The sequence below is a fragment of the Pseudomonas rosaeacicularis genome (assembly GCF_057128745.1).
The window spans coordinates 174453-193523 of sequence record NZ_JBSKHT010000016.1 but is presented as its reverse complement, the minus strand read 5'-3'; the positions used below and the strand labels follow the sequence as shown (position 1 = coordinate 193523).

At 61.6% G+C, this 19071-nt stretch carries 21 protein-coding genes; 19 read left to right on the top strand and 2 right to left on the bottom strand.

All coding sequences use genetic code 11. From position 1 onward, the window contains the following. Nucleotides 1-37: 37 nt before the first annotated feature. Genes ACWKWM_RS21320 through ACWKWM_RS21295 form a run of 6 tightly spaced genes read left to right on the top strand, consistent with a single transcriptional unit; the run spans nucleotide 38 to nucleotide 5632 of the window. Nucleotides 38-994 carry a SctD/MshK family protein gene (locus ACWKWM_RS21320; protein WP_483848036.1) on the top strand — a complete coding sequence of 319 codons (957 nt, stop codon included), beginning with the start codon at nucleotides 38-40 and terminating at the stop codon, nucleotides 992-994. After that, nucleotides 991-1350 (top strand): hypothetical protein, encoded by a 360-nt coding sequence (locus tag ACWKWM_RS21315; RefSeq protein ID WP_483848035.1) that lies wholly within the window; start codon nucleotides 991-993, stop codon nucleotides 1348-1350. Before ACWKWM_RS21320 ends, ACWKWM_RS21315 begins: the two co-directional genes overlap by 4 nt. Continuing rightward, nucleotides 1350-1700, top strand: a complete 351-nt coding sequence (gene sctY / locus ACWKWM_RS21310) for a type III secretion apparatus assembly chaperone SctY (protein WP_483848034.1) — start codon at nucleotides 1350-1352, stop codon at nucleotides 1698-1700. The genes ACWKWM_RS21315 and sctY overlap by 1 nt, the downstream gene beginning before the upstream one ends. Continuing rightward, nucleotides 1700-3841, top strand: a complete 2142-nt coding sequence (gene sctV / locus ACWKWM_RS21305; RefSeq protein ID WP_483848048.1) for a type III secretion system export apparatus subunit SctV — start codon at nucleotides 1700-1702, stop codon at nucleotides 3839-3841. The genes sctY and sctV overlap by 1 nt, the downstream gene beginning before the upstream one ends. A 44-nt stretch (nucleotides 3842-3885) precedes the next feature. Further along, the gene (locus ACWKWM_RS21300; protein WP_483848047.1) at nucleotides 3886-5172 is read left to right on the top strand and encodes a type II and III secretion system protein family protein; all 1287 of its coding nucleotides are present in this window, start codon (nucleotides 3886-3888) and stop codon (nucleotides 5170-5172) included. A 13-nt stretch (nucleotides 5173-5185) separates the two neighbouring features. Then, complete coding sequence (locus ACWKWM_RS21295) at nucleotides 5186-5632, top strand: hypothetical protein (protein ID WP_483848033.1); 447 nt, start codon at nucleotides 5186-5188, stop codon at nucleotides 5630-5632. A 146-nt stretch (nucleotides 5633-5778) separates the two neighbouring features. Here ACWKWM_RS21295 and ACWKWM_RS21290 read toward each other — a convergent pair whose 3' ends face one another. After that, nucleotides 5779-6561, bottom strand: a complete 783-nt coding sequence (locus ACWKWM_RS21290) for a tetratricopeptide repeat protein (RefSeq protein WP_483848032.1) — start codon at nucleotides 6559-6561, stop codon at nucleotides 5779-5781. Between the two features lie 226 nt (nucleotides 6562-6787). Between ACWKWM_RS21290 and ACWKWM_RS21285 the strand changes: the two genes are divergently transcribed. Genes ACWKWM_RS21285 through ACWKWM_RS21225 form a run of 13 tightly spaced genes read left to right on the top strand, consistent with a single transcriptional unit; the run spans nucleotide 6788 to nucleotide 15779 of the window. Further along, the gene (locus ACWKWM_RS21285; RefSeq protein ID WP_483848046.1) at nucleotides 6788-7351 is read left to right on the top strand and encodes a type III secretion protein; all 564 of its coding nucleotides are present in this window, start codon (nucleotides 6788-6790) and stop codon (nucleotides 7349-7351) included. 52 nt (nucleotides 7352-7403) lie between these two features. Next, nucleotides 7404-7622 carry a hypothetical protein gene (locus ACWKWM_RS21280; RefSeq protein ID WP_483848031.1) on the top strand — a complete coding sequence of 73 codons (219 nt, stop codon included), beginning with the start codon at nucleotides 7404-7406 and terminating at the stop codon, nucleotides 7620-7622. 9 nt (nucleotides 7623-7631) lie between these two features. Further along, a complete protein-coding gene (locus tag ACWKWM_RS21275; RefSeq protein ID WP_483848030.1) occupies nucleotides 7632-8102 on the top strand; it encodes a hypothetical protein in 471 nt (156 codons plus the stop codon). Between the two features lie 3 nt (nucleotides 8103-8105). Then, on the top strand, nucleotides 8106-8888 hold the full coding sequence (sctJ, locus tag ACWKWM_RS21270) for a type III secretion system inner membrane ring lipoprotein SctJ (RefSeq protein WP_483848029.1): 783 nt from the start codon (nucleotides 8106-8108) through the stop codon (nucleotides 8886-8888). Continuing rightward, on the top strand, nucleotides 8885-9532 hold the full coding sequence (locus ACWKWM_RS21265) for a type III secretion protein (RefSeq protein WP_483848028.1): 648 nt from the start codon (nucleotides 8885-8887) through the stop codon (nucleotides 9530-9532). Before sctJ ends, ACWKWM_RS21265 begins: the two co-directional genes overlap by 4 nt. Further along, a complete protein-coding gene (locus ACWKWM_RS21260) occupies nucleotides 9532-10125 on the top strand; it encodes a FliH/SctL family protein (protein WP_483848027.1) in 594 nt (197 codons plus the stop codon). The genes ACWKWM_RS21265 and ACWKWM_RS21260 overlap by 1 nt, the downstream gene beginning before the upstream one ends. Beyond that, nucleotides 10122-11450 (top strand): FliI/YscN family ATPase, encoded by a 1329-nt coding sequence (locus ACWKWM_RS21255; protein ID WP_483848026.1) that lies wholly within the window; start codon nucleotides 10122-10124, stop codon nucleotides 11448-11450. The genes ACWKWM_RS21260 and ACWKWM_RS21255 overlap by 4 nt, the downstream gene beginning before the upstream one ends. A 16-nt stretch (nucleotides 11451-11466) precedes the next feature. Beyond that, a complete protein-coding gene (locus ACWKWM_RS21250; RefSeq protein ID WP_483848025.1) occupies nucleotides 11467-11940 on the top strand; it encodes a hypothetical protein in 474 nt (157 codons plus the stop codon). After that, a complete protein-coding gene (gene sctQ, locus ACWKWM_RS21245) occupies nucleotides 11937-12965 on the top strand; it encodes a type III secretion system cytoplasmic ring protein SctQ (RefSeq protein ID WP_483848024.1) in 1029 nt (342 codons plus the stop codon). Before ACWKWM_RS21250 ends, sctQ begins: the two co-directional genes overlap by 4 nt. Further along, nucleotides 12962-13615: a type III secretion system export apparatus subunit SctR gene (sctR, locus tag ACWKWM_RS21240; protein ID WP_268800041.1), complete on the top strand. Its 654-nt coding sequence runs from the start codon at nucleotides 12962-12964 to the stop codon at nucleotides 13613-13615. The genes sctQ and sctR overlap by 4 nt, the downstream gene beginning before the upstream one ends. 4 nt (nucleotides 13616-13619) lie before the next feature. Beyond that, nucleotides 13620-13889, top strand: coding sequence for a type III secretion system export apparatus subunit SctS (sctS, locus tag ACWKWM_RS21235; RefSeq protein ID WP_483848023.1), 270 nt, complete (start codon nucleotides 13620-13622; stop codon nucleotides 13887-13889). A 6-nt stretch (nucleotides 13890-13895) separates the two neighbouring features. Beyond that, nucleotides 13896-14708 (top strand): type III secretion system export apparatus subunit SctT, encoded by an 813-nt coding sequence (gene sctT / locus ACWKWM_RS21230; protein ID WP_483848022.1) that lies wholly within the window; start codon nucleotides 13896-13898, stop codon nucleotides 14706-14708. 24 nt (nucleotides 14709-14732) lie between these two features. After that, the gene (locus ACWKWM_RS21225; protein WP_483848021.1) at nucleotides 14733-15779 is read left to right on the top strand and encodes an EscU/YscU/HrcU family type III secretion system export apparatus switch protein; all 1047 of its coding nucleotides are present in this window, start codon (nucleotides 14733-14735) and stop codon (nucleotides 15777-15779) included. A gap of 459 nt (nucleotides 15780-16238) precedes the next feature. Here the strand turns inward: ACWKWM_RS21225 and ACWKWM_RS21220 are convergent, their stop codons facing one another. Further along, nucleotides 16239-19043: an ATP-binding protein gene (locus ACWKWM_RS21220; protein WP_483848020.1), complete on the bottom strand. Its 2805-nt coding sequence runs from the start codon at nucleotides 19041-19043 to the stop codon at nucleotides 16239-16241. Nucleotides 19044-19071: the final 28 nt, after the last annotated feature.

Below are 19071 nucleotides of genomic sequence, written 5' to 3'. Positions count from 1 at the left end.
TCGCCTTTGCCTGCGCACACCACTCGGGTAACTCGATATGACAGCCCTGATTTCCCTGACCTCGGTGCCGGGTACATCGGCTCCAGGCAACAGCATCCCGTTGCTCTGCATCACCCAAGGCCTGCATCAGGGAGTTAGCCTTTCCCTGGACAAAACCACCTACATCATCGGCAGTGCCGAGCACGCTGATTTGTTGCTCAGCGACCCCGGCATTGCCGAGCGCCACCTGGCCCTGCGTTTTTCCAGCGGCCAGGTGGCGGTCGAGGCCCTCGGCGGCGACGTGACTGTCGTCGGTCGTCATGCCCGTGAAATCAAGATCCCCATGGGCAGCGGTCATCGTGCCCGCTTCCCGTTGGAGATTCGTCTCGGCCAGGCGCGCCTGACATTGAGCGATCCGGCCGAACCGCAGGCGTCTGCCGAGCGCGCCGTGCCGCTCTGGCGACAGCTCTCGCGACAAAAAACACAATGGATCATCGCGCTGTTGCTGATGTTTCTCTGCGTCGGCGCCTTCGCCTTTCGCGGTCAACCGGCATCACCCGCAGGCGTCGTCAATCGCGACGACGTGAGCGCACCGGATTCGGCCAAAACCATTCAAATCGCAAGCGCCGAGCAAGCCAGGCGCTGGCTTGAGCAGCAACTGGCAGCCGCCAACCTGAATCAGATCAAGGTCAGCGAAATCGATGGTCAGCTTGGCGTGCAAGGCAGCTACGATCCGACGAAAAAAGGCCAATGGATGGGCGTGCAACAAGCCTATGACGCCCGCTTCGGTCAGCAAGTGGTGTTGCATCCCAATGTCGTGCCTCGCGCTGAAATCGCCAAACCTCGCGTGCGCTTCCAGGCAGTCTGGTTCGGCCCCAACCCCTACGTGGTCAATGAAAGCGGCAAGCGCTTGTACCCAGGCGCTGCGCTGGCCGATGACTGGATGCTGCAGAGCATCGAGAACAACCAGGTGATCCTCGCCCGGGGCGAAGAGAGGTTCACCTTCACCCTATGAGAATCGACCCGCGCCCCTTATTGCCAGCCACGCCAGAGGAAACCGCTGCGGTCGATGCTGTCCAGCCGGCCAACCTGCGCCAGGGTGCGCGGTTTGAAGCGGTACTGAGCAAACGTGAAGTGCTCGCCCGTCGCTCGTTGCGTGGGGATGTCGAGCAATCTTCGACGGCCAGTGGCATCAGCGCCGAGTTGTTTGGCAGCACGCGCTCGCTGGAAATACTGGAATACGTGCTGAACAACGTGCTGCCCGATCTGGACGCCGAGCCAGAAATAAAAGCGCTGGCCCACGACTTGATCACCGAAGAAATCGACATGCGTCGCACCCTCGAACAGCAGCGCGCCGAGGTGCAGGCCTGATGCCCCGGGAAATCCAAAGCCGTGAAGACCAGGACGCCGTAGAACTGCTTAAGGGCATGGGCGACCTTTATCGCCGGGGCGGCCAGTCGCAACGAGGGCTGGTGATGTTGCTGATTGCCGTGCAGCTGTCGCCTCGCGACCCGATGCTGCTGCGCAATCTGGCGATGGCCTTCACCGACAGCGGACAGCCGGACCGAGCCTTGAGCGCACTGGATCGGTTGGTCGACGCAGAGGGCGAGTCCCCAGGCGTGTTGCTGCTACGCAGCCGCGCATTGTGGGGCGCCGCTCGCAAAGACGAAGCGCGGCAGTGCTTCAAACATTACCTGACCGCCCGGAGAGCCGCGCAATGATCCAGATCATGAACCGCCTCAACGCCCTGGCCCGGGTGGCTGCAAAGCGCAGTGATGTGATCATTGTCGCGTTCATGCTGATGGCCATCGTGATGATGATCATCCCGCTACCGACCTGGCTGGTGGACGCGCTGATCGGCCTGAATATCTCCCTGAGCATCCTGATCCTGATCGTCGCGTTTTACATTTCCCATTCGGTGGAATTCTCGGCGTTGCCGCCGTTGATTTTGCTGAGCACGCTGTTTCGCCTGTCGCTGTCGATCACCACCACGCGCCTGATTTTGCTGGACGGCAATGCCGGGCACATCGTCAAGGCCTTCGGTGATTTCGTGATTGCCGGCCAAGTGGTGGTGGGGCTGGTGGTGTTCCTGATCATCACCGTGGCGCAGTTCGTGGTGATCACCAAAGGCGCCGAGCGCGTGGCCGAAGTCGCGGCGCGTTTTACCCTGGACGCCATGCCCGGCAAGCAGATGAGCATCGATAACGACCTGCGCAACGGCGACATCGACCAGCCTGAAGCCCGCCGTCGCCGTTCCCGGCTAGAGCGCGAAAGCCAGATGTTCGGCGCCATGGACGGCGCCATGAAGTTCGTCAAAGGCGATGCCATTGCAGGACTGGTGATTCTCTCGGTCAACCTGTTGGGCGGCATGCTGATCGGCATGCTTGAGCGCGACATGTCGTTCGGCGATGCCGTGCACACCTACTCGCTGCTGACAGTGGGCGACGGCCTGATCGCACAGATTCCGGCGCTGTTGATTTCGGTGGCGGCGGGCACCGTGGTCACCCGCGTCAACAGCGACAATGTGGACGGCAATCTGGGCACGGAGATCTTGCAGCAACTGGGTGCCAGTCACATGGCGCTGGGTTTGACCGCTTTGATTTTGCTGGGCGTAGCCTTACTGCCGGGCTTTCCTGCGCTGGTATTCATCGGCCTGGCAGCAATCTTCGGGGTGTCGGCGTTCGTCATGTATCGCCGGGGTCAGGTGGCCGAAGTGCTGCCTGCTGAAGAGGTCACTGAGGTGGCTGACTACGAGGCGCAACCGGCTGAACACAGCCAGACCCTTGCCAAGCCGCTGGACAGCCGCCTGCTGCTCAGCCTGGGTTCGGCCCTGGCTCAAGCGGCGCCGGAGCATCCGTTACGGCAAAAAATCGAAGCCTTGTGCCACGAGATTCGCGGCGATCTGGGCATCGAAGTACCGGTGCCCGATATCTATGTGGACGCGTCCATGGCCGCCAACCGTTTCGTCATCGAACTGGAGGGCGTTCCGGTCAGCGAAGGAGAACTGCCCGCCGATTGCCTGCTGCTCAAGGACGATCCGGTGCACGCGCAGTTGCTGGACATCCCGGCGCTGGAAGCTGATTCGCCGTTGAGCCGTCGGCCCGCGCAGTGGATCGAGCGTCATCATCAGGACAGCCTGCAGGACGCCGGCATCGGTTTCATGCTGACCGACGAAGTCCTGCGCGCCGTGGTTGATCGAACGCTGCGCCGCTACGCCGCAGATTTCCTCGGCATTCAGGAAACCCGCGGGATTCTAGAGCGCATGGAAGGCACTTACGGCGAGCTGGTCAAGGAAGTGCTGCGCATCGTGCCGTTGCAGCGCATCGCCGAAGCCTTGCGCCTCCTGGTTGCCGAAGGGGTGTCGATCCGCAATCAACGCGCACTGCTCGAAGCGATGGTGGAGTGGGGCGGGCGCGAGGCCGATGCGCCGCGCCTGGCCGAACAACTGCGTGCTGCGCTGGCCCGCCAGATCAGCCACCAGTTTGCCGACCGCAACCGAGTCATCAGCGCCTTCGTGCTGACACCGGCGCTGGAAGAACAACTGCGCTCCGGCCTGCGCCGTCAGGAAAACAACCGTGATTCATTGCCCGAACAGAGCAACCGCGCGCTGCTGACCCAATTGCGTCAGGCCTGTGAACGTTTGCCGGATGAAGACCAGACCGTGCTGCTGGTGCATCCGGAGTTGCGACGCGGCATGCGCCGTCTGGTGGTGCGCGGTGAGCTGGAGCTGGCCGTGCTGTCGTTCCGCGAACTGGCCGGTGAATACAACCTGCAAGCCGTCGGCACCATCAGCCTGACCGAGATTACCAATCGCCGCACAGCCAGCGGCGTCCCGATCACCTCCATGGCGACCGCCTCATGACGTGTTTTCCGCTGTTTCGCTCGCAAGCTGTTGTCGGCTTGTGGATGGCTGCCCTTGCAGCGTTGATGCTGCCCGCGATTGCCTGCGCCCAGAACATCGCCAAAGGCAGCACCGGCACCATCGACCTGGCCTCGGGTGAAGGGCGCATTTTGAATTTCAAGGCGCCTGTGGATTCGGTGCTGGTGGCTGAACCCGGCATTGCCGATTTGCAGGTGGTGTCTCCCGGCGTGATTTACGTGTTCGGTAAAGCACCGGGTCAGACCAGCCTCATCGCTCTGGGGCCCGATGGCGAGCAATTGGCCGCGTTAAGTCTGGCGGTCAGCAGCGGCACTCAGGCGTTAAGTCGGCCTTTGAAGGACCTGAATCCGGGTAGCACCGCGCAAATCAGTGGCGCCGGCAATCGGATCGTCGCCAAGGGGAAGGTCAAGAGCGTCGGTGAAGCCACGGATTTGAACGCTCTGCTCAGCACCGAAGGTCAGGAATTCAAGACCGCGATCAATGGCGCATCGTACGAGGGCTCGGCCCAGGTCAACATCCGCGTGCGTTTCGCCGAGGTGTCGCGCTCTGAGCTGTTGCGCTACGGCGTCAACTGGAACGCTCTGTTCAACAACGGCACGTTCTCGTTTGGCTTGTTGACCGGTGGCGCGCTGGCGGCTGATGCGGCGAGCGGTGCTTCCAACGTGATCAGCGCCGGCCTTGCCTCGGGCAACGTGAACATCGACGCGATGCTTGAAGCGCTGCAAAGCAACGGCATCCTGGAAATTCTCGCCGAGCCGAATATCACGGCGATGACTGGCCAGACTGCAAGCTTTCTGGCTGGGGGCGAAGTCGCGGTGCCAGTGCCGGTCAACAGCGATCTGGTGGGCATCGAGTACAAGCAATACGGCGTGTCGCTGTTGTTCAGCCCGACGGTATTGCCCAACGACCGGATCGCCCTGCAAGTGCGTCCCGAAGTCAGCAGTTTGATGGGATCGAGCACTGTCAGTGTGGGCGGTTATCAAGTGCCTTCGTTCCGTGTACGGCGTGCCGATACGCGAGTGGAAGTCGGCAGCGGCCAGACCTTCGCGATTGCCGGTCTGTTTCAGCGCGAGAGCAGTCAGGACGTCGAGAAAGTACCAATGCTGGGCGACATGCCAATCCTGGGCAATCTGTTCCGCTCCAAGCGTTTTCAGCGCAACGAAACCGAACTGGTGATTCTGATCACGCCGTATCTGGTGCAGCCGGTACGTGCCCGAACCCTCGCCACGCCGCTGGATGCCAATCCCAAAGGCGCCACCACCGCGTCTGCGGGGCCGCGCAACGGCGGCATGTTCGGCTTCTACATGAACTGATCAAGGAGCAACCATGAATCGTGCATTGTCATCGCTGCGCCCGAACCGGTTTTTGCCTGAACCATTGTTGCTCGCCGGTGTTTTGCTGGCAGTGCTGACCGGGTGCAAGACTCATCTGGAGCCTGCGTCTTATTCGCCGGATTATCAGGGCGTGACCCGCGCCGACGGTCGTGTGGAATTGATCCCGTTGGAATGCCTGAAGCCTTCGCCCGAGGACCAGTTCGGTACCGATGAGGATGAATACGTACCGCTGCTGCCACCCGGCTGCGCCAATAACCTCACGTTGCTGCAAATGGTGGAACAGCGTTCGGACCTCATGCAGGGCCGAGAAACCGGCCCAACCATGGCCGCACCCGTCGGCCGCGCCGCGCAGGTCTACATCGACGGCTATGACCGCGAGGAACTGCGCAGGCGTCAGTCCGAACAGCAGGCCAAGGCTGACAAGCAGGAGGGGCAATGAGGCTCAGATCATCGCGGGCAAGCGCGCTCCTGCAAACTGCAAGCGGCAACACATTCGCGCGGGCTCAAACCCAACCTGTGGGGGTGGCGTTGGGATTCAAACCGACCAACCGTGGGAGGGAGCTTGAATCCGCTGCGGTCATGAGGTCAGTGGGTATCGACCAGCCCCAATTCCCGGGCTTGGGCTTGCGGGTCCTTGATGGCCTTGATGCGGCGGGCTTCGGTGAGCAGCTTTTTGCGTTCGGTATCCGGGATGTCTTCCAGGCTCAGGGCCTTGATGTCTTTTTCGCGGCCGGCGAGCACGGTGATCAGCAGCTCGTTGCGCTGGTGCCGGGGCAGGGCGCGGGCCGATTCACTGACCGTGTGGATGTTGTCCAGCGCCAGTTGCGGTTTGTCGCCCAAGGCATAAGCCAAGGCCAGGTTGCAGCGGGTGTCGAGGTCGTTGGGTGCCAGGGCCAGGCTTTTACTGAACGCCGCCTGCGCCGCGTCGGCATCGCCGCGCAAGATCTGCGCAATACCGAGGCGGTTGAAGGCTTGCGGCTGATTGGGTTGAGCGCTGGCCTGGGTCAGTACTGTGACCGCGCGATCCAGTTTGCCCTGACGCAGTTGCGCGGTGCCCAAGCCAAGCAACGCAGCGGCGCTGTTCGGGCTCAATTCCAGCGCTTGCTGGTAGGCGCGCTCAGCACCCCGGGCATCGTTGCTGGCCAATCGGGTTTCACCCAGTTTGAGCCAGGCCCCGATCTGCGCCTCGGGCTGTTGAGTGGCCTTCTCGTACAGCCCCGCAGCGGTGCTCATGTCGCCTCGGGTTTCCAGATCCGCCGCCAGGTGCATGAAGCGCTGGTAGCTGCTGTCGGAGGCGGGCTGGGTGGCGCAGGAGGCAAGCGTCACGCCGGCAAGCAGCATCAACGTGGAGGCAAAACGGCTGGGCATAGACAAGGCTCTTTGGTCGAGGACGGCTGGGCATTTGTTCGATCAGGTGCAGCCGCTGATCAATCGAAATGCCTCACCCGACGGGAAAATCATTCTATCCACTTGAAGCCTAATAGCGACCGTTATGTGCGCACTGTTCTCAACTCGGTCATATCCCAACCATCGATTCTGGAGGGCCGGTGTCATGCGTAACCGTCGATGGCTGCGGTTCTCATTCTGGGTGCTGATGAGCAGCTTTTTCTCGCTGAGCGTCCACGCCGAAGAGGCGCCGTCCAGCGACGACCCGGACTGGTTCGCCGAGCCTTACGCCTACGTGCTGGTCGAGCAGGACGTGCGCGCCGCACTGGAAGAGTTCGGCCATAACCTGGGCCTGATCGTGGTCATGTCGGACAAGGTTCGCGGCAAGTCGCGCAGCAGCGTGCGCGGCGAAACGGCGGGAGATTTCCTGAGCCAGCTGTGCGACTCCAACGGCCTGAGCTGGTACTTCGACGGCAACATTCTTTACATGACTGCCGATGCGGAAACCAGCACCCGGCTGTTCAAGGCCCAAGGGCAAAACCTGGAGCAGCTGGAGGATTATCTGACCAGCCTGGATGTGTTCGGCAAGCAGATGTCCACCCGCGCCGGCCCCGATGGCGACGAATTGTTCGTCTCTGGCCCTCCGGCCTATCTGAGCATGGTTCAACAACACGTCGATCACCAGCAACGCCCGGTCGCAGCACCGGTCGCCCGCGAGCGCGGAGTGCGGGTATTTCGTGGCGGCGTCGTCACCACCGAAGCGAGTAATTGAATTTCACGAGCAAAAACCAACACCCAAAAAACCCCTGGTAAGGAGCAATACGATGTCAGTCAGCCCTATCGACAGCACCACCAGCGTCACCGCCAACCCGGAAGCGCAGTTCAATGCGGCGGTGGATAAATCCAAGACCGAGATGAGCGACGACGAATTCACCGAAACCCTGATCACCCAGGCCGTCACCATCGGCGGGCAGTTCATCATCATGCCCAAGGCGCAGGAAATGTTGAACGAAGCCCAGTCGTCCGAAGACGACGAAGAATAGGCCAACGCCATGACCGCAAGTCTTGCAGCACCTGCGACGGCGGCACTGCCGCCATCGGGAGGGCCCGGAGGTTTACAGGGCTCTCAGAACCTGTTCGAACACATGGCTGACAACGCCAAGGGCATGCCCCACGGTGCCAGCCCCCACCAGATCGGCGAAGGACTCATGGAACGCCTGAACGGGTTCATCGATCGCTCGCGCAGTTTCTCCGAGCGCGCCGATGTACTCACCAACGGATCACCGCCGGGCGCTGCGTCCGGGCCTTCCAGCACCCCGGCCGCGGCTGGGGCAGAAAAACCGGCCGCGCCGCAGAACCTTGCCAGCGCCGGGCAACCGCCGAAAAAAGTCGGCGAACAGCAGGTCGATCAGATCGTCCACTCGCTGGGCAAGATGTTCGATTACTCCATCGAAACCCAGATGGTCGTGCGCGGCGCCACCCAGATTTCCGGCTCCGCCAACACGCTATTGAAAGGTCAATAACCCATGTCCAACCGCTGTCGTGCCGTGCGCTTGATGATTGTCGTTGCCTTCGCCGGGTTGTTGCAGGCCTGCGACATCGACCTGTACACCAACCTCGGCGAGCGCGAGGCCAATGCCATGGTCGCCGTCTTGCTGCGCGATGGCGTACCGGCGTCCCGCAAGGTGCAGGACAACGGCCAACTGACAGTGGTGGTGGACGAAAAACGCTTTTCCGAGGCCATGTCATTGCTCGATGACGCAGGTTTACCGGGGCAGTCGTTTTCCAACATGGGCCAGGTGTTCAAGAGCAACGGCCTGGTGTCTTCGCCGGTTCAGGAACGGGCGCAAATGGTCTACGCCCTGAGCGAAGAGCTGTCCCACAGCGTCTCGGAAATCGACGGCATCATTTCCGCTCGGGTGCATGTGGTGCTGCCAGACAACGACTTGCTCAAGCGGGTGATCTCGCCTTCGTCAGCCTCGGTGCTGGTGCGCTATGACCCGGCCACCGACATCAATCAGCTGATCCCGCAGATCAAGACGCTGGTGGCCAACGGCATTTCCGGCCTGAGCTACGACGGCGTCTCGGTGACCGCAATCAAGGCTGCGGTCGCCAGCAATCGCGCTAACGCTCAACCACGTCTGGCGAGCTTTCTGGGGCTGTGGATGCTCGAAGACAACGTGGCTCAAGCGCGTTTGATGTTCGGCATCTTGCTGCTCAGCACTTTCGGTCTGGCGGGCGTACTCGGCTGGCAGCATTGGCAGCGCCGTCGTTCGCAATCTGTTTATGTGTTGGAGGATGCGGCATGACGGCCGGATTCAGTGCGCGACAACAGGCTTGGCAAGCACTGCTCGAACAGCCTCTCGCGTTTGTCGAGGCGCGACGCCTGCGTGAATGCTGGCCGCGGACATTGACCGATCAGCAGCATGCAGCTCTGCACGGCACTTCGCGTTTTCAACACCGATTGTTGCAGTTGTTAATGGGGCATTTTCACCTGCAACCGTTGGCTCAGATCCCGTTGCCCACAGAGCAGGATTTGCCAGTGTTGTTGCTGTCCCCGGGGGATTTCAAGCGCCTGCCCAGAGTGTGTGGCGCGATCTGGCACGCAGCGACCTTGAGCCGCGAGATCCGCAGTGATGTGGTGAACCAATTGCGCGGCTTGCTGGGCGCTGACGTGTTCGCCCTGGCGCTTGCTCACCGCTCGCTGGCGGGGGCGGCCGATTTGTTGCGCCAACCGGCTGATTTGGTCGAAGCCATTGACCGGGACGGTGCCAGTTGCGTCGCCGCCTGGCTGCAAGCTCAGCCTGCGGCGCTGCGCGACTGGCTGCGTTTGCGCCTGCCAATGCCCCAACCGAATAACGCGCAGGCCAGTGTCCCGCAGACGGCGATGGACTTGGACATCGTGCGCCATGCCGCCACGACTTTTGATCAGTTTGCCGAGCAGGTGGCCTGATGAGCGAGTTACCGAACCGCCCTGCATTACGGATCATTCGCGCCGAACAGGCCGATCTGTGGATCGACGGTTATGCCTTTGTGCAGGCAGCCGAAGCGCACGCGCAGTCGATCCGTGAAGACAGCGCCCGCTGGCTGGAACAGGCCCGGGAAGAGGGCTTCCAAAGCGCGCGCCGTCAAGGCGCCGAAGAAGTCAGCGCCTTGCTGGTCGAGACCTCATTGAAAGTCGATGCCTGGCTGTCGGGCCTTGAAGCCTCGCTGGCCAACCTGTCGCTGGGCATCGTGCGCGAAGTGTTGGATGACATGGACGACGCCGAACGCTTACTCCGTTGCACGCGCAAGGCATTGACGGCGTTTCGACAGGATCAGGCGTTGACCCTGTTCGTACCTCGGCTGGAAGTTGAAGCGGTGCGCCGGCGCCTGAAACACGAAGCCGATACCTTGCCGGCCATCACCGTTGAATCCGACGATCAGTTGCAATCAGGCCAAGCGCGCCTGAGCAGCCCGGTCGGTTCAGTGGAGCTTGGGCTGGAGGCGCAACTGAGCAATCTGCGCCGTACGCTGCTGCCATTTGCCGATGAGTTGCAACCGTGAGCGTCGATCTGCACGCCATCGTCCCCAGGCTCACTGAGCGTTTGGGCGACGCGAGACTGCGCCCAATGAAAGGCACCGTGCGCAGCATTCGCGGGGTGTTGTTGCGTGCCAGTGTCGCCGGGGTGCGGATCGGTGAGCTGTGCCAACTACGCGACCCGAGCACCGGTCGCAGTCTGGCAGCAGAAGTCATCGGCTTTGAGCAGGATGAGGCGATTCTGTCGCCCATCGGTTCGATGCAAGGGATGTCCACGCGCACGGAAATCATTGCCACCGGAGAAACCCTCGGCGTCAGTGTCGGCGATGCCCAATTGGGAAGGGTGATCAGCCCCATGGGCGATTTTCTCGATGGCGACGGCATCGCGCCACTGGCTGTTTTGCAGCGTTATCCGCTGCACGCCGAACCGCCGGCACCGTTCTCCAGGCAACTGATCGTCAAGCCGATGTCTCTTGGGGTGCGCTCCATCGATGGCCTGCTGACGTTGGCCCAAGGGCAACGCATGGGGATTTTCGGTGAACCGGGCGTGGGCAAGTCCTCGCTGCTGGCGAGCATCGTGCGCCACACCGATGCCGACGTGATCGTCATCGGCCTGATCGGCGAGCGCGGTCGCGAGGTGCGTGAGCTGCTGGATGTGCAGCTGGATGCCCAGGCCCGTGCGCGCACCGTGGCGGTGGTTGCAACCTCCGATCGCCCTGCCGCAGAGCGCGTGCGAGCGGCCTTCGTCGCTACGGCTTTGGCGGAATATCACCGGGATCAGGGGCGCAATGTGCTGTTGTTGATGGACAGCCTGACGCGTTTTGCCCGTGCGCAACGGGAAATAGGCCTGGCAGTGGGCGAACCTCCGACCCGACGCGGTTATCCGCCGTCCTTTTTCTCAGCCTTGCCACGGCTGCTGGAGCGGGCGGGCCCCGGCGCTGTCGGCAGCATCACGGCGCTGTACACCGTGCTGACCGAAGGCGACGCGTCCATGGACCCGGTGGCCGAAGAAGCGCGCTCGATCCTCGACGGGCACATCGTGCTCAGCGCTGAATTGGCCCAGCGCAATTACTTCCCGGCCGTGGACGTATTGCGCAGCCGCAGCCGCTTGATGGATCAGGTATCGACCGACGAACAGCGCCGTCTGGCCATGCGCATTCGCGAGCTGATGGCGCGGCGTAACGAAATCGAAATGCTCATCCGCGTGGGTGAATACGCAGCCGGCAGCGACCCATTGGCCGACGAGGCGATTGCCCGGCATGATGCTATCGAGGGTTTTTTGCGTCAGGCGGCCACCGAGCCGAGCAGTGCGGCGCAAACGCTGAACCTCATGCGCAAGGTGTTGGCATGAACATTCTGGAGGCTCCATGAAGACCGACGACCTACGCAGCCTGCAAGCCTTGCGGCAGTTACGCGAACAGCGTGCGTCCAGCCAGTTGGCGGCGCAGCAACAACGCTGCCGCGACACGAACCATGCTTTGGATGACGCCAAAGAGAAGTTGCGTCTGCACCGCGAAGCCATTGCGCAAAAGGCCGAAAAAATCTACGGCACGTTCAGCGAAGGGCTCTCCATTAACGCCTGGCACGCGGCACAAGAGCATTTGAATGAGCTGGCGGACAGTCAGCGGCAGTTGGAGGGTTCCGTCGAGCAAACGGCTCAGACCCTGGAGTCCCAGGAGCGCGAGCGCGAGGTTTTCCGTGCGGCGCGTCTGGCCCGGCAACGTCAGGCCGAGGCGTGCGACTCGCTGCTCGAGGATCGCCTGCACAGCGAACGGCGCGCCGGGGAGCACCGGGACGATGCAGACGAGATCCCTGCTGCTGCGCCGGGAGGCGGCGCATGACCTGTCGTGAGACCGAGCCTTGGCCTTCAACCGAGCTGGACTGGCTGCACGCCCACGACCAGCAATGGACTGCGCTGCATAACCGACTGCATCGAAATCGACAGCCCTGGACCGGCGAGTTTGCGGGCCAGCCGATCAGTGTGCAGTGGGCGGGTATTGGAAAGCCGACGGAGCCATTGCTTGACGTTCATGTGCAGTTGGGCAGCGCAATGTGCGTCCTGCAACTGCCCGTCCAGGCGCTTGAACAGTTGGGGTTGGCCCATTACTCGGTTCAGGACCTAAACGGGTTGGCAGGCTCGATGCTGCTGGAGCTGGCGTTACTGCCGTTTATCGAGCCGCTTGAGCAACTGACAGGGCAGCCGTTGCAGGTTTGCGAGCTGACTCGCACGACGCAATCGAATGGGGCCGCCCTTAGCCTGATGCTGGAGGTGCAGATCGCTCAAGGTCCTGCGGCGGTCATCCCGCTGCACCTGAGTGGCGAAGCCGCCAAACGGGTTGCCGAACTACTGGATCAGCACACTGCGCCTGCAGCCCATTCACTGCCGGCCTTGCGCTTGCCGCTGACGGTGGAGCGTGGCCAGGCGCATTTGAGTCTGGCCGAGCTGCGCAGCTTGCGGCCGGGCGACGTGTTGATGCTGGACGACTCGCCCGCCGAGCAGGTGCGACTGGTGCTGGACGATCGCCTCCAGGCCCGCGCCGATCTCAATGGCGACACCCTAAAGCTGCTTGAAAAACCGAACGCCCTAAACCCTTCGAAGGAACTTCCCATGACCCAAACCGCTCTCGGGGCCAACCTGGATGCCACGCTCGATGAATTGCCGCTCAAACTGGTGTGCCAGGTCGGCAGCGTGGAACTGTCGCTGGCCCAGTTGCGCGAGCTGGGGGCGGGCAGCCTGGTGCAGCTGTCGCCACAGTTGCACGACGGCGTGGACCTGATGGTCAACGGCCGGCGCGTGGGTCAGGGCCAGTTGGTGAAAATCGGTGACGGCCTGGGCGTGCGTCTGCTGAGCTTCGCCACCGCATGAATGGCTATCAGCCCAATCTGATTGAAATCATTCTGGTCGTTGCCACCATCGGGCTCATCCCGCTGGCGGTGGTGACCCTGACCGGCTTCATGAAGATTTCCGTGGTGCTGTTTTTGATCCGCAACGCGTTGGGCGTGCAACAGACGCCGCCCAATCTGGTGCTGTACGGCATCGCGCTGATCCTGTCGGTGTACGTGACCACGCCGTTGATGGGCGACATGTACCGGCAAGTGGAAGGCCGTGATCTGAATATCGAAAACGTCGAGCAGCTCAGGGAGTTCGGCGACGCGCTCAGGCCGCCGTTACAGGCGCATCTGGCGCGTTTTGCCAACGAAAGCGAGCGCGGGTTTTTCGTCCAGGCCACCGAGACGATCTGGTCCCCGGAAGCCCGCGCCGACCTGCGCGACGACGATCTTGTGGTGCTGGTTCCGGCGTTTGTCAGCTCGGAGCTGACACGCGCGTTCGAAATCGGCTTTCTGCTGTACATCCCGTTTCTGGTGGTGGACTTGCTGGTGGCCAACGTGCTGATGGCGATGGGCATGTCGATGGTCTCGCCGACGCTCATATCGATCCCGCTGAAGATATTCCTCTTCGTTGCATTGAGCGGCTGGTCGCGCTTGATGCATGGCCTGATTCTTAGTTACGGGTGATCTCATGGGGCAGGACGTTTTTCTTTCGTTGATGAACAAGGCGCTGATGACCGTGCTGCTGTTGTCCGCACCGGCATTGGGTGTGGCAATCATAGTGGGCCTGAGCGTCGGCTTGTTGCAGGCGCTGACGCAGATTCAGGACCAGACCTTGCCGCAAGTGGTGAAGCTGGTGGCCGTGTTGCTGGTGATCGTGTTCGTCGGCCCGCTGCTGGCAAGCCAGGTGGCGGAGCTTGGCAGCGAAGTGCTGGACAATTTCCCGTTGTGGACGCGCTGACCCGGTATGGACGCGAACGTCGCCAATGCCTTTCTTGAAGTCGCGTACCCGGTCATCAGTTCTGCGGCGCTGGCGGCCAGCCGGGCCATGGGTGTGGTGGTCATTACGCCGGCGTTCAATCGTCTCGGCCTGACCGGGATGATTCGCGGCTGTGTGGCAGTGGCCATCGCCATTCCGATGTTCGTGCCGGTGTTTTCCGCCTTCACGGCACTGCCCGAGCACGGCAGCTTTTTTCTCGCCGGCTTGATGATCAAGGAGATGCTGATCGGCGTGCTCATCGGCTTATTGTTCGGCATCCCGTTCTGGGCGGCCGAGGTGGCGGGGGAGTTGGTCGATTTGCAGCGCGGCTCGACCATGGCGCAACTGGTGGACCCGCTGTCGTCCGGGGAATCCAGTGTCATGGCGACACTATTGACGGTGATGCTGATCGCGCTGTTTTTCATGTCCGGCGGCTTCATCATGATGGTCGACGGCTATTACCACAGCTACCAGTTATGGCCGGTGACCGCGTTTACGCCGCTGTTCGCCAGCTCGGCATTGATGGCCGTGCTGTCGATTCTTGATCAGGTCATGCGGGTCGGCGTGATCATGGTCTCGCCGCTGATCATCTGTTTGCTGGTGACCGATCTGATGCTCGCGTATCTGTCGCGCATGGCCCCCAGCCTGCATATTTTCGACATGTCGCTGCCGGTGAAAAACCTGTTCTTCACGGTATTGATGGTGATCTACATCGGCTTTCTGATTCCGGTGATGCTTGATCAATTGGCTGAGTTTCGTGGCACCGTGGAATTCCTCAAGACCCTGGCGGGCTCGATATGAAGCCATCGTTATCGCAGGTCGCTCATGGGCGATAGCAGCGAAGAGAAATCCCAGCCAGCCACGGACAAGAAGCTTCGGGATGCGCGGCAGAAAGGCCAGGTCGCCAAGAGTCAGGACCTGGTGTCGGGGATGGTCATTCTGTTCTGTACGCTTTGCATTTCGATCCTGTTGCCTCGGGCGCAGGCGCAGGTTGTGGCGCTGCTGGATATGGTCTCGTTGATTTACATCGAGCCGTTCCACACGGTATGGCCGAGGGTGCTGGATACCGCTGAACAGTTGGTGATCACCATTACTTTGCCGGTGGTTGCGGTCACGGTAGGCGTGGTGATTGTGACCAACATCGTGACCATGCGCGGGGTGGTGTTTTCGGTGGAGCCGATCAAGCCGGACTTCAAGCGCATCAACCCGGCGGAAGGCTTCAAGCGTATTTTCTCGATGCGCAGTTTTGTCGAGTTTCTCAAGGGGCTGGTCAAGCTGTTGTTGCTGGCGATGGCGTTTTATGTGGTCGGACGGCATGCGTTGCAGGCGTTGATGGAATCGTCGCGCTGCGGATCGGGGTGCATCGAATCGACGTTTTATCTGGTGCTCAAGCCGTTGATGCTGACGGTTCTGGCGGCTTTTTTGCTGGTCGGTGGTGTGGATGTGTTGATGCAGCGGTGGCTGTTTGGCCGGGACATGAAAATGACCCGCAGCGAGCAGAAGCGCGAGCGCAAGGATGTCGATGGCGACCCGCTGATCAAGAGCGAGCGCCAGCGTCAGCGGCGGGAAATGCAGGCACTGGCGACCAAGTTGGGGCTGGGGCGCGCGTCATTGATGATCGGCACCGCGGACAGTTGGGTGGTGGGCGTGCGCTATGTGCGCGGCGAGACGCCGGTGCCGATTGTCGTGTGCCGGGCAGATCCGCAGGACGCCCCGACCATGCTGGCCCAAGCGGCTGCTTTGGGTATCGCCCATGGCATGGACCCCAAGCTCGCTGCAGAAATCGCCCGCCGCGCCGTCCCCGGCGACCCCGTGCCGGACAACACCTTCCAGGCCGTGGCCGACATGCTGGTGGCTGCGCGGTTGATTTAAGATTAAAAATCGGCGTTTGCTTTCTTGTTGCTGACCCACGGCAATCGCGGACAAGCGCGCTCCTACAGGGTTTGGGTCAGACCGATGGTTGGGCATCGCCTCAGATCCAAAGTGGGAGCGAACCTGTTCGCGAAAGCGGTGTTTCGGGCGACAGAGATGTATCGAATTCACGGACCTCTTCGCGGACAGGTCCGCTCCCACGGGTTTTGCATTGGCCTTCGACCAGACCTGTAGGAGCGAGGCTTGCCCGCGAAGATAACGACGTGCAGTGTCAGGTAAAACTGAGGCATTAACTTGGCGCTGTGTCAAACAAACCAGAGCGACAGCTTCGCGGGCAAGCCTCGCTCCAACAAGATCTCGGAGGCTTGCCAAGGCTTCTGCCCGAAGGGCGTAGGCGTCCGGCTTGCCGACGATGGGGCGCGAAGCGGCCCTGAACGGTTTCACCTGAACACCGCATCCTCAGATCCCGGTCGAGCACACCAGGTCAGGCGCTCGTGAATCTGCCGCGTGCAATCGGGCCAGATCCGCGGCGATGCGCGATGACCAGAAATGCGCGCCTTGGCTGATGGCCTCATGCTGTGCGTCTTGCAGCACCCGATGCACCAGCGGCAACGGCGGTTTGCTGTGTTTGAGGAGGATCTGCGCCTTGATCCGCAGCAGTTCCGGAATGAACCAGCGCTCCTCGCGGCTGCGTGCGGTGTGCAGGGTTTCGTCGATCACTTCCAGCCCTCGGTGCTCGAGCCCAAGCATCACCAGGCCCTGAGCGTATTCGCTGTGAATCAGGCTGTGCAGCGGGCTGTCGCCTTGCTCGCGCAATTGCTCCAGCACTTCGCCCAGCAGCGGCACTCCTTCTTCGGCCGCACCCTGACGGATCAGCAAAATATGCTCGAAACAGCGGGTGAACTGGCGCCACAGATATAAATCGTGGCCCTCCATGCTGTCTTGCAGCACGGTCAGGTAAGAACGGGTTTTCTGCAAATGCCCGACCAGCAGCGTCGTCGGGATGGCGCTCAAACACAGCGTGTACCACAACGTGGCCGGATGATTGAGGCTGATGGCTTGAGTGACATTTTTCCCCAGGGTCAACAGCGCGGGGCCAACGTCGCCCTGCAACAACAGGATTTGCGCCTTGAGCGAAAGTGCGGCAATGCGTTGATCGAAATGCAGGTCGATAAAATGCGTGTTCGCCGACAGTGGAGAACTCAACGCCTCCACCACCGAACGTCGCGCATCGTCGAAGCGGCCCATGTGAAACTGCGCATTGGCGCGCATCCGCAAACCCAGCAACTGCCGTTCGCTGTGGCGCGAGTGTTTGCTTAATTCAACATACCGATCGGCCAGTTCGAGCGCCGCGAGATATTGATTGCCGCAACTGTGATCGTTCCACAGCCCCCATAGGGCGCGCAGTTGATGCTCGGTGTCACCCAGCGCTCGGGCATCTTCGCTCACCTTTCGCCAGGCCGTTCGAACCTTTTTGCCGCCACCGAAGGCCAGCACCATGACGCTGGCCGACGCAGTCAGCAGCAACATGCGCTGGCGCTGCTGGATCGGCGTGCGGTCGGAGGTCGATTGCAGGCCGCGCTTGACCCAGTCATAACATTCCCCGGTCAGGGACAGGCGCAACCAGAGCGCAACACTGACCAGCGTCAGTTCCACCGCCAGCTCTCGATCGCCATTCGCGGAATACGCCCATTCCAGCGCCGCACGAACGCTATCGACTTCGGCGCCATAACGCGCAAGCCACATGGGCGGTGGTGTTTTGACCAGATCCTGCACCGACTCTTTCAACTCATCACGCATCCAGCGCGCATGACGCAACGCGGTGGCGTCGGTTTCCCCTTGTTGAGAGAGCTTCTGCGCGGCATAAAACCGCGTGGTCTCCAGCAGGCGGTAACGTTTGGCATAGCCCTGCTCGCGGGAGATCACCAGCGACTTGTCCATCAGGCTTTCCATCAGCTGCGCCGAATCCTGATCATCGATATCAATCACTGCCTGCACCGCGCGCAAGGTGAACAACCCAGTGAACACAGACAACTGACGCAGCATGGCCTGCTCATGGACGGACAGCATGGCGTAGGTCCAGTCCAGCGCGGCGCTCAGAGTGCGATGCCGTGGCAGGGCAGTGCGCCGACCCGTCATCTGCAGGCGGAAACTGCCGTCGAGCATCTCAACCAGATGGTCAATGCCGAACGCCCGCACTCGCGCGGCGGCGATTTCGATGGCCAAGGCATTGCCATCGAGTTTGCGGCAGATGGCGGCGGCCGCCTGAACGTCGCGATCAGTCAGGACGTAGCCCAGATCGTGGGCCGCGATCCGCTCCACCAACAACTCGATCGCAGGAAATTCCAGCGCTTGTATCGCGTTCAGATCCGCCGTTTCTGGAGGGAATGGGAGAGGGGCCAGGTCGTGGACGAATTCGCCCTCGGCACGCAACGGTTCACGGCTGGTGACCAGCACGGCGCAGCGTTGGGCGTAGCGCAGGATCGCCTCGATGGCGGCCGCCGCTTCCTCAAGCACATGCTCGCAGTTGTCCAGAATCAGCAACGCCTGGCGGGTGGCCAGGCTTTGGGCAATGACTTGCAGCGGATCGTCGGTGGTGCAGTCGATCCCAAGGCCTGCGGCGATCACGACGTGAACCAGCTGACCGCTATTGACCGGCGCCAGGTCGACAAACGTGATGCCTTGGGGATACTGGCCGATCATTCGATTGGCCAAGGCCAGCGCGACGGTGGTTTTGCCCGTGCCGGCATGCCCGGTGATGGTGACGAAGCGGCGGCGGCCAAGCTGGGTATCGAGAAACTCCAACAGCACATCTCGGCCGAACACCTGTCTTGTAGGCCCAAGAAATTCAGCGCTGGCTGGGAGAATGGGCAGTTGCGAAGGCACCAATGGCGCACTGATCGGGGCAACGAAGCGATAGCCGCGACCCGGTACGGTGACGATGCAGTCCAGCTCGCCGTTATCGCTCAAGGCGCGGCGCAGCGTCAGAACCTGTGCACGCAGGTTGCATTCCTCGACCACTACTTTGGGCCAGACCAGCGCGAGCAGGTCGGTTTTCTCCAGCAGTTCTCCGGGACGGGTGGCCATGGCGATCAACAACAGCATCGCGCGGCTGCCCAAGGGCAGAGGTTCGCCGTTTTTTAGCAGCAAATGTTGTTGGGGGATGAGGACAAACGGACCGAAGCAAATGGCGTCCTCCGGGACACCAATATCTAAGCTGTCACCGGAAGGAGCGTTTTCGTGGCTGGGTTTGTCGAGATTCATCGCATACCTTTAGGAATGAGGACTCATC

Coding starts and splice junctions, on each gene's coding strand:
- ACWKWM_RS21320 (WP_483848036.1), top strand. CDS start 38: ATGACAGCCCTGATTTCCCTGACCTCGGTGCCGGGTACATCGGCTCCA.
- ACWKWM_RS21315 (WP_483848035.1), top strand. CDS start 991: ATGAGAATCGACCCGCGCCCCTTATTGCCAGCCACGCCAGAGGAAACC.
- sctY (WP_483848034.1), top strand. CDS start 1,350: ATGCCCCGGGAAATCCAAAGCCGTGAAGACCAGGACGCCGTAGAACTG.
- ACWKWM_RS21300 (WP_483848047.1), top strand. CDS start 3,886: ATGGCTGCCCTTGCAGCGTTGATGCTGCCCGCGATTGCCTGCGCCCAG.
- ACWKWM_RS21295 (WP_483848033.1), top strand. CDS start 5,186: ATGAATCGTGCATTGTCATCGCTGCGCCCGAACCGGTTTTTGCCTGAA.
- ACWKWM_RS21290 (WP_483848032.1), bottom strand. CDS start 6,561: ATGCCCAGCCGTTTTGCCTCCACGTTGATGCTGCTTGCCGGCGTGACG.
- ACWKWM_RS21285 (WP_483848046.1), top strand. CDS start 6,788: ATGAGCAGCTTTTTCTCGCTGAGCGTCCACGCCGAAGAGGCGCCGTCC.
- ACWKWM_RS21280 (WP_483848031.1), top strand. CDS start 7,404: ATGTCAGTCAGCCCTATCGACAGCACCACCAGCGTCACCGCCAACCCG.
- ACWKWM_RS21275 (WP_483848030.1), top strand. CDS start 7,632: ATGACCGCAAGTCTTGCAGCACCTGCGACGGCGGCACTGCCGCCATCG.
- sctJ (WP_483848029.1), top strand. CDS start 8,106: ATGTCCAACCGCTGTCGTGCCGTGCGCTTGATGATTGTCGTTGCCTTC.
- ACWKWM_RS21265 (WP_483848028.1), top strand. CDS start 8,885: ATGACGGCCGGATTCAGTGCGCGACAACAGGCTTGGCAAGCACTGCTC.
- ACWKWM_RS21260 (WP_483848027.1), top strand. CDS start 9,532: ATGAGCGAGTTACCGAACCGCCCTGCATTACGGATCATTCGCGCCGAA.
- ACWKWM_RS21250 (WP_483848025.1), top strand. CDS start 11,467: ATGAAGACCGACGACCTACGCAGCCTGCAAGCCTTGCGGCAGTTACGC.
- sctQ (WP_483848024.1), top strand. CDS start 11,937: ATGACCTGTCGTGAGACCGAGCCTTGGCCTTCAACCGAGCTGGACTGG.
- sctR (WP_268800041.1), top strand. CDS start 12,962: ATGAATGGCTATCAGCCCAATCTGATTGAAATCATTCTGGTCGTTGCC.
- sctS (WP_483848023.1), top strand. CDS start 13,620: ATGGGGCAGGACGTTTTTCTTTCGTTGATGAACAAGGCGCTGATGACC.
- sctT (WP_483848022.1), top strand. CDS start 13,896: ATGGACGCGAACGTCGCCAATGCCTTTCTTGAAGTCGCGTACCCGGTC.
- ACWKWM_RS21225 (WP_483848021.1), top strand. CDS start 14,733: ATGGGCGATAGCAGCGAAGAGAAATCCCAGCCAGCCACGGACAAGAAG.
- ACWKWM_RS21220 (WP_483848020.1), bottom strand. CDS start 19,043: ATGAATCTCGACAAACCCAGCCACGAAAACGCTCCTTCCGGTGACAGC.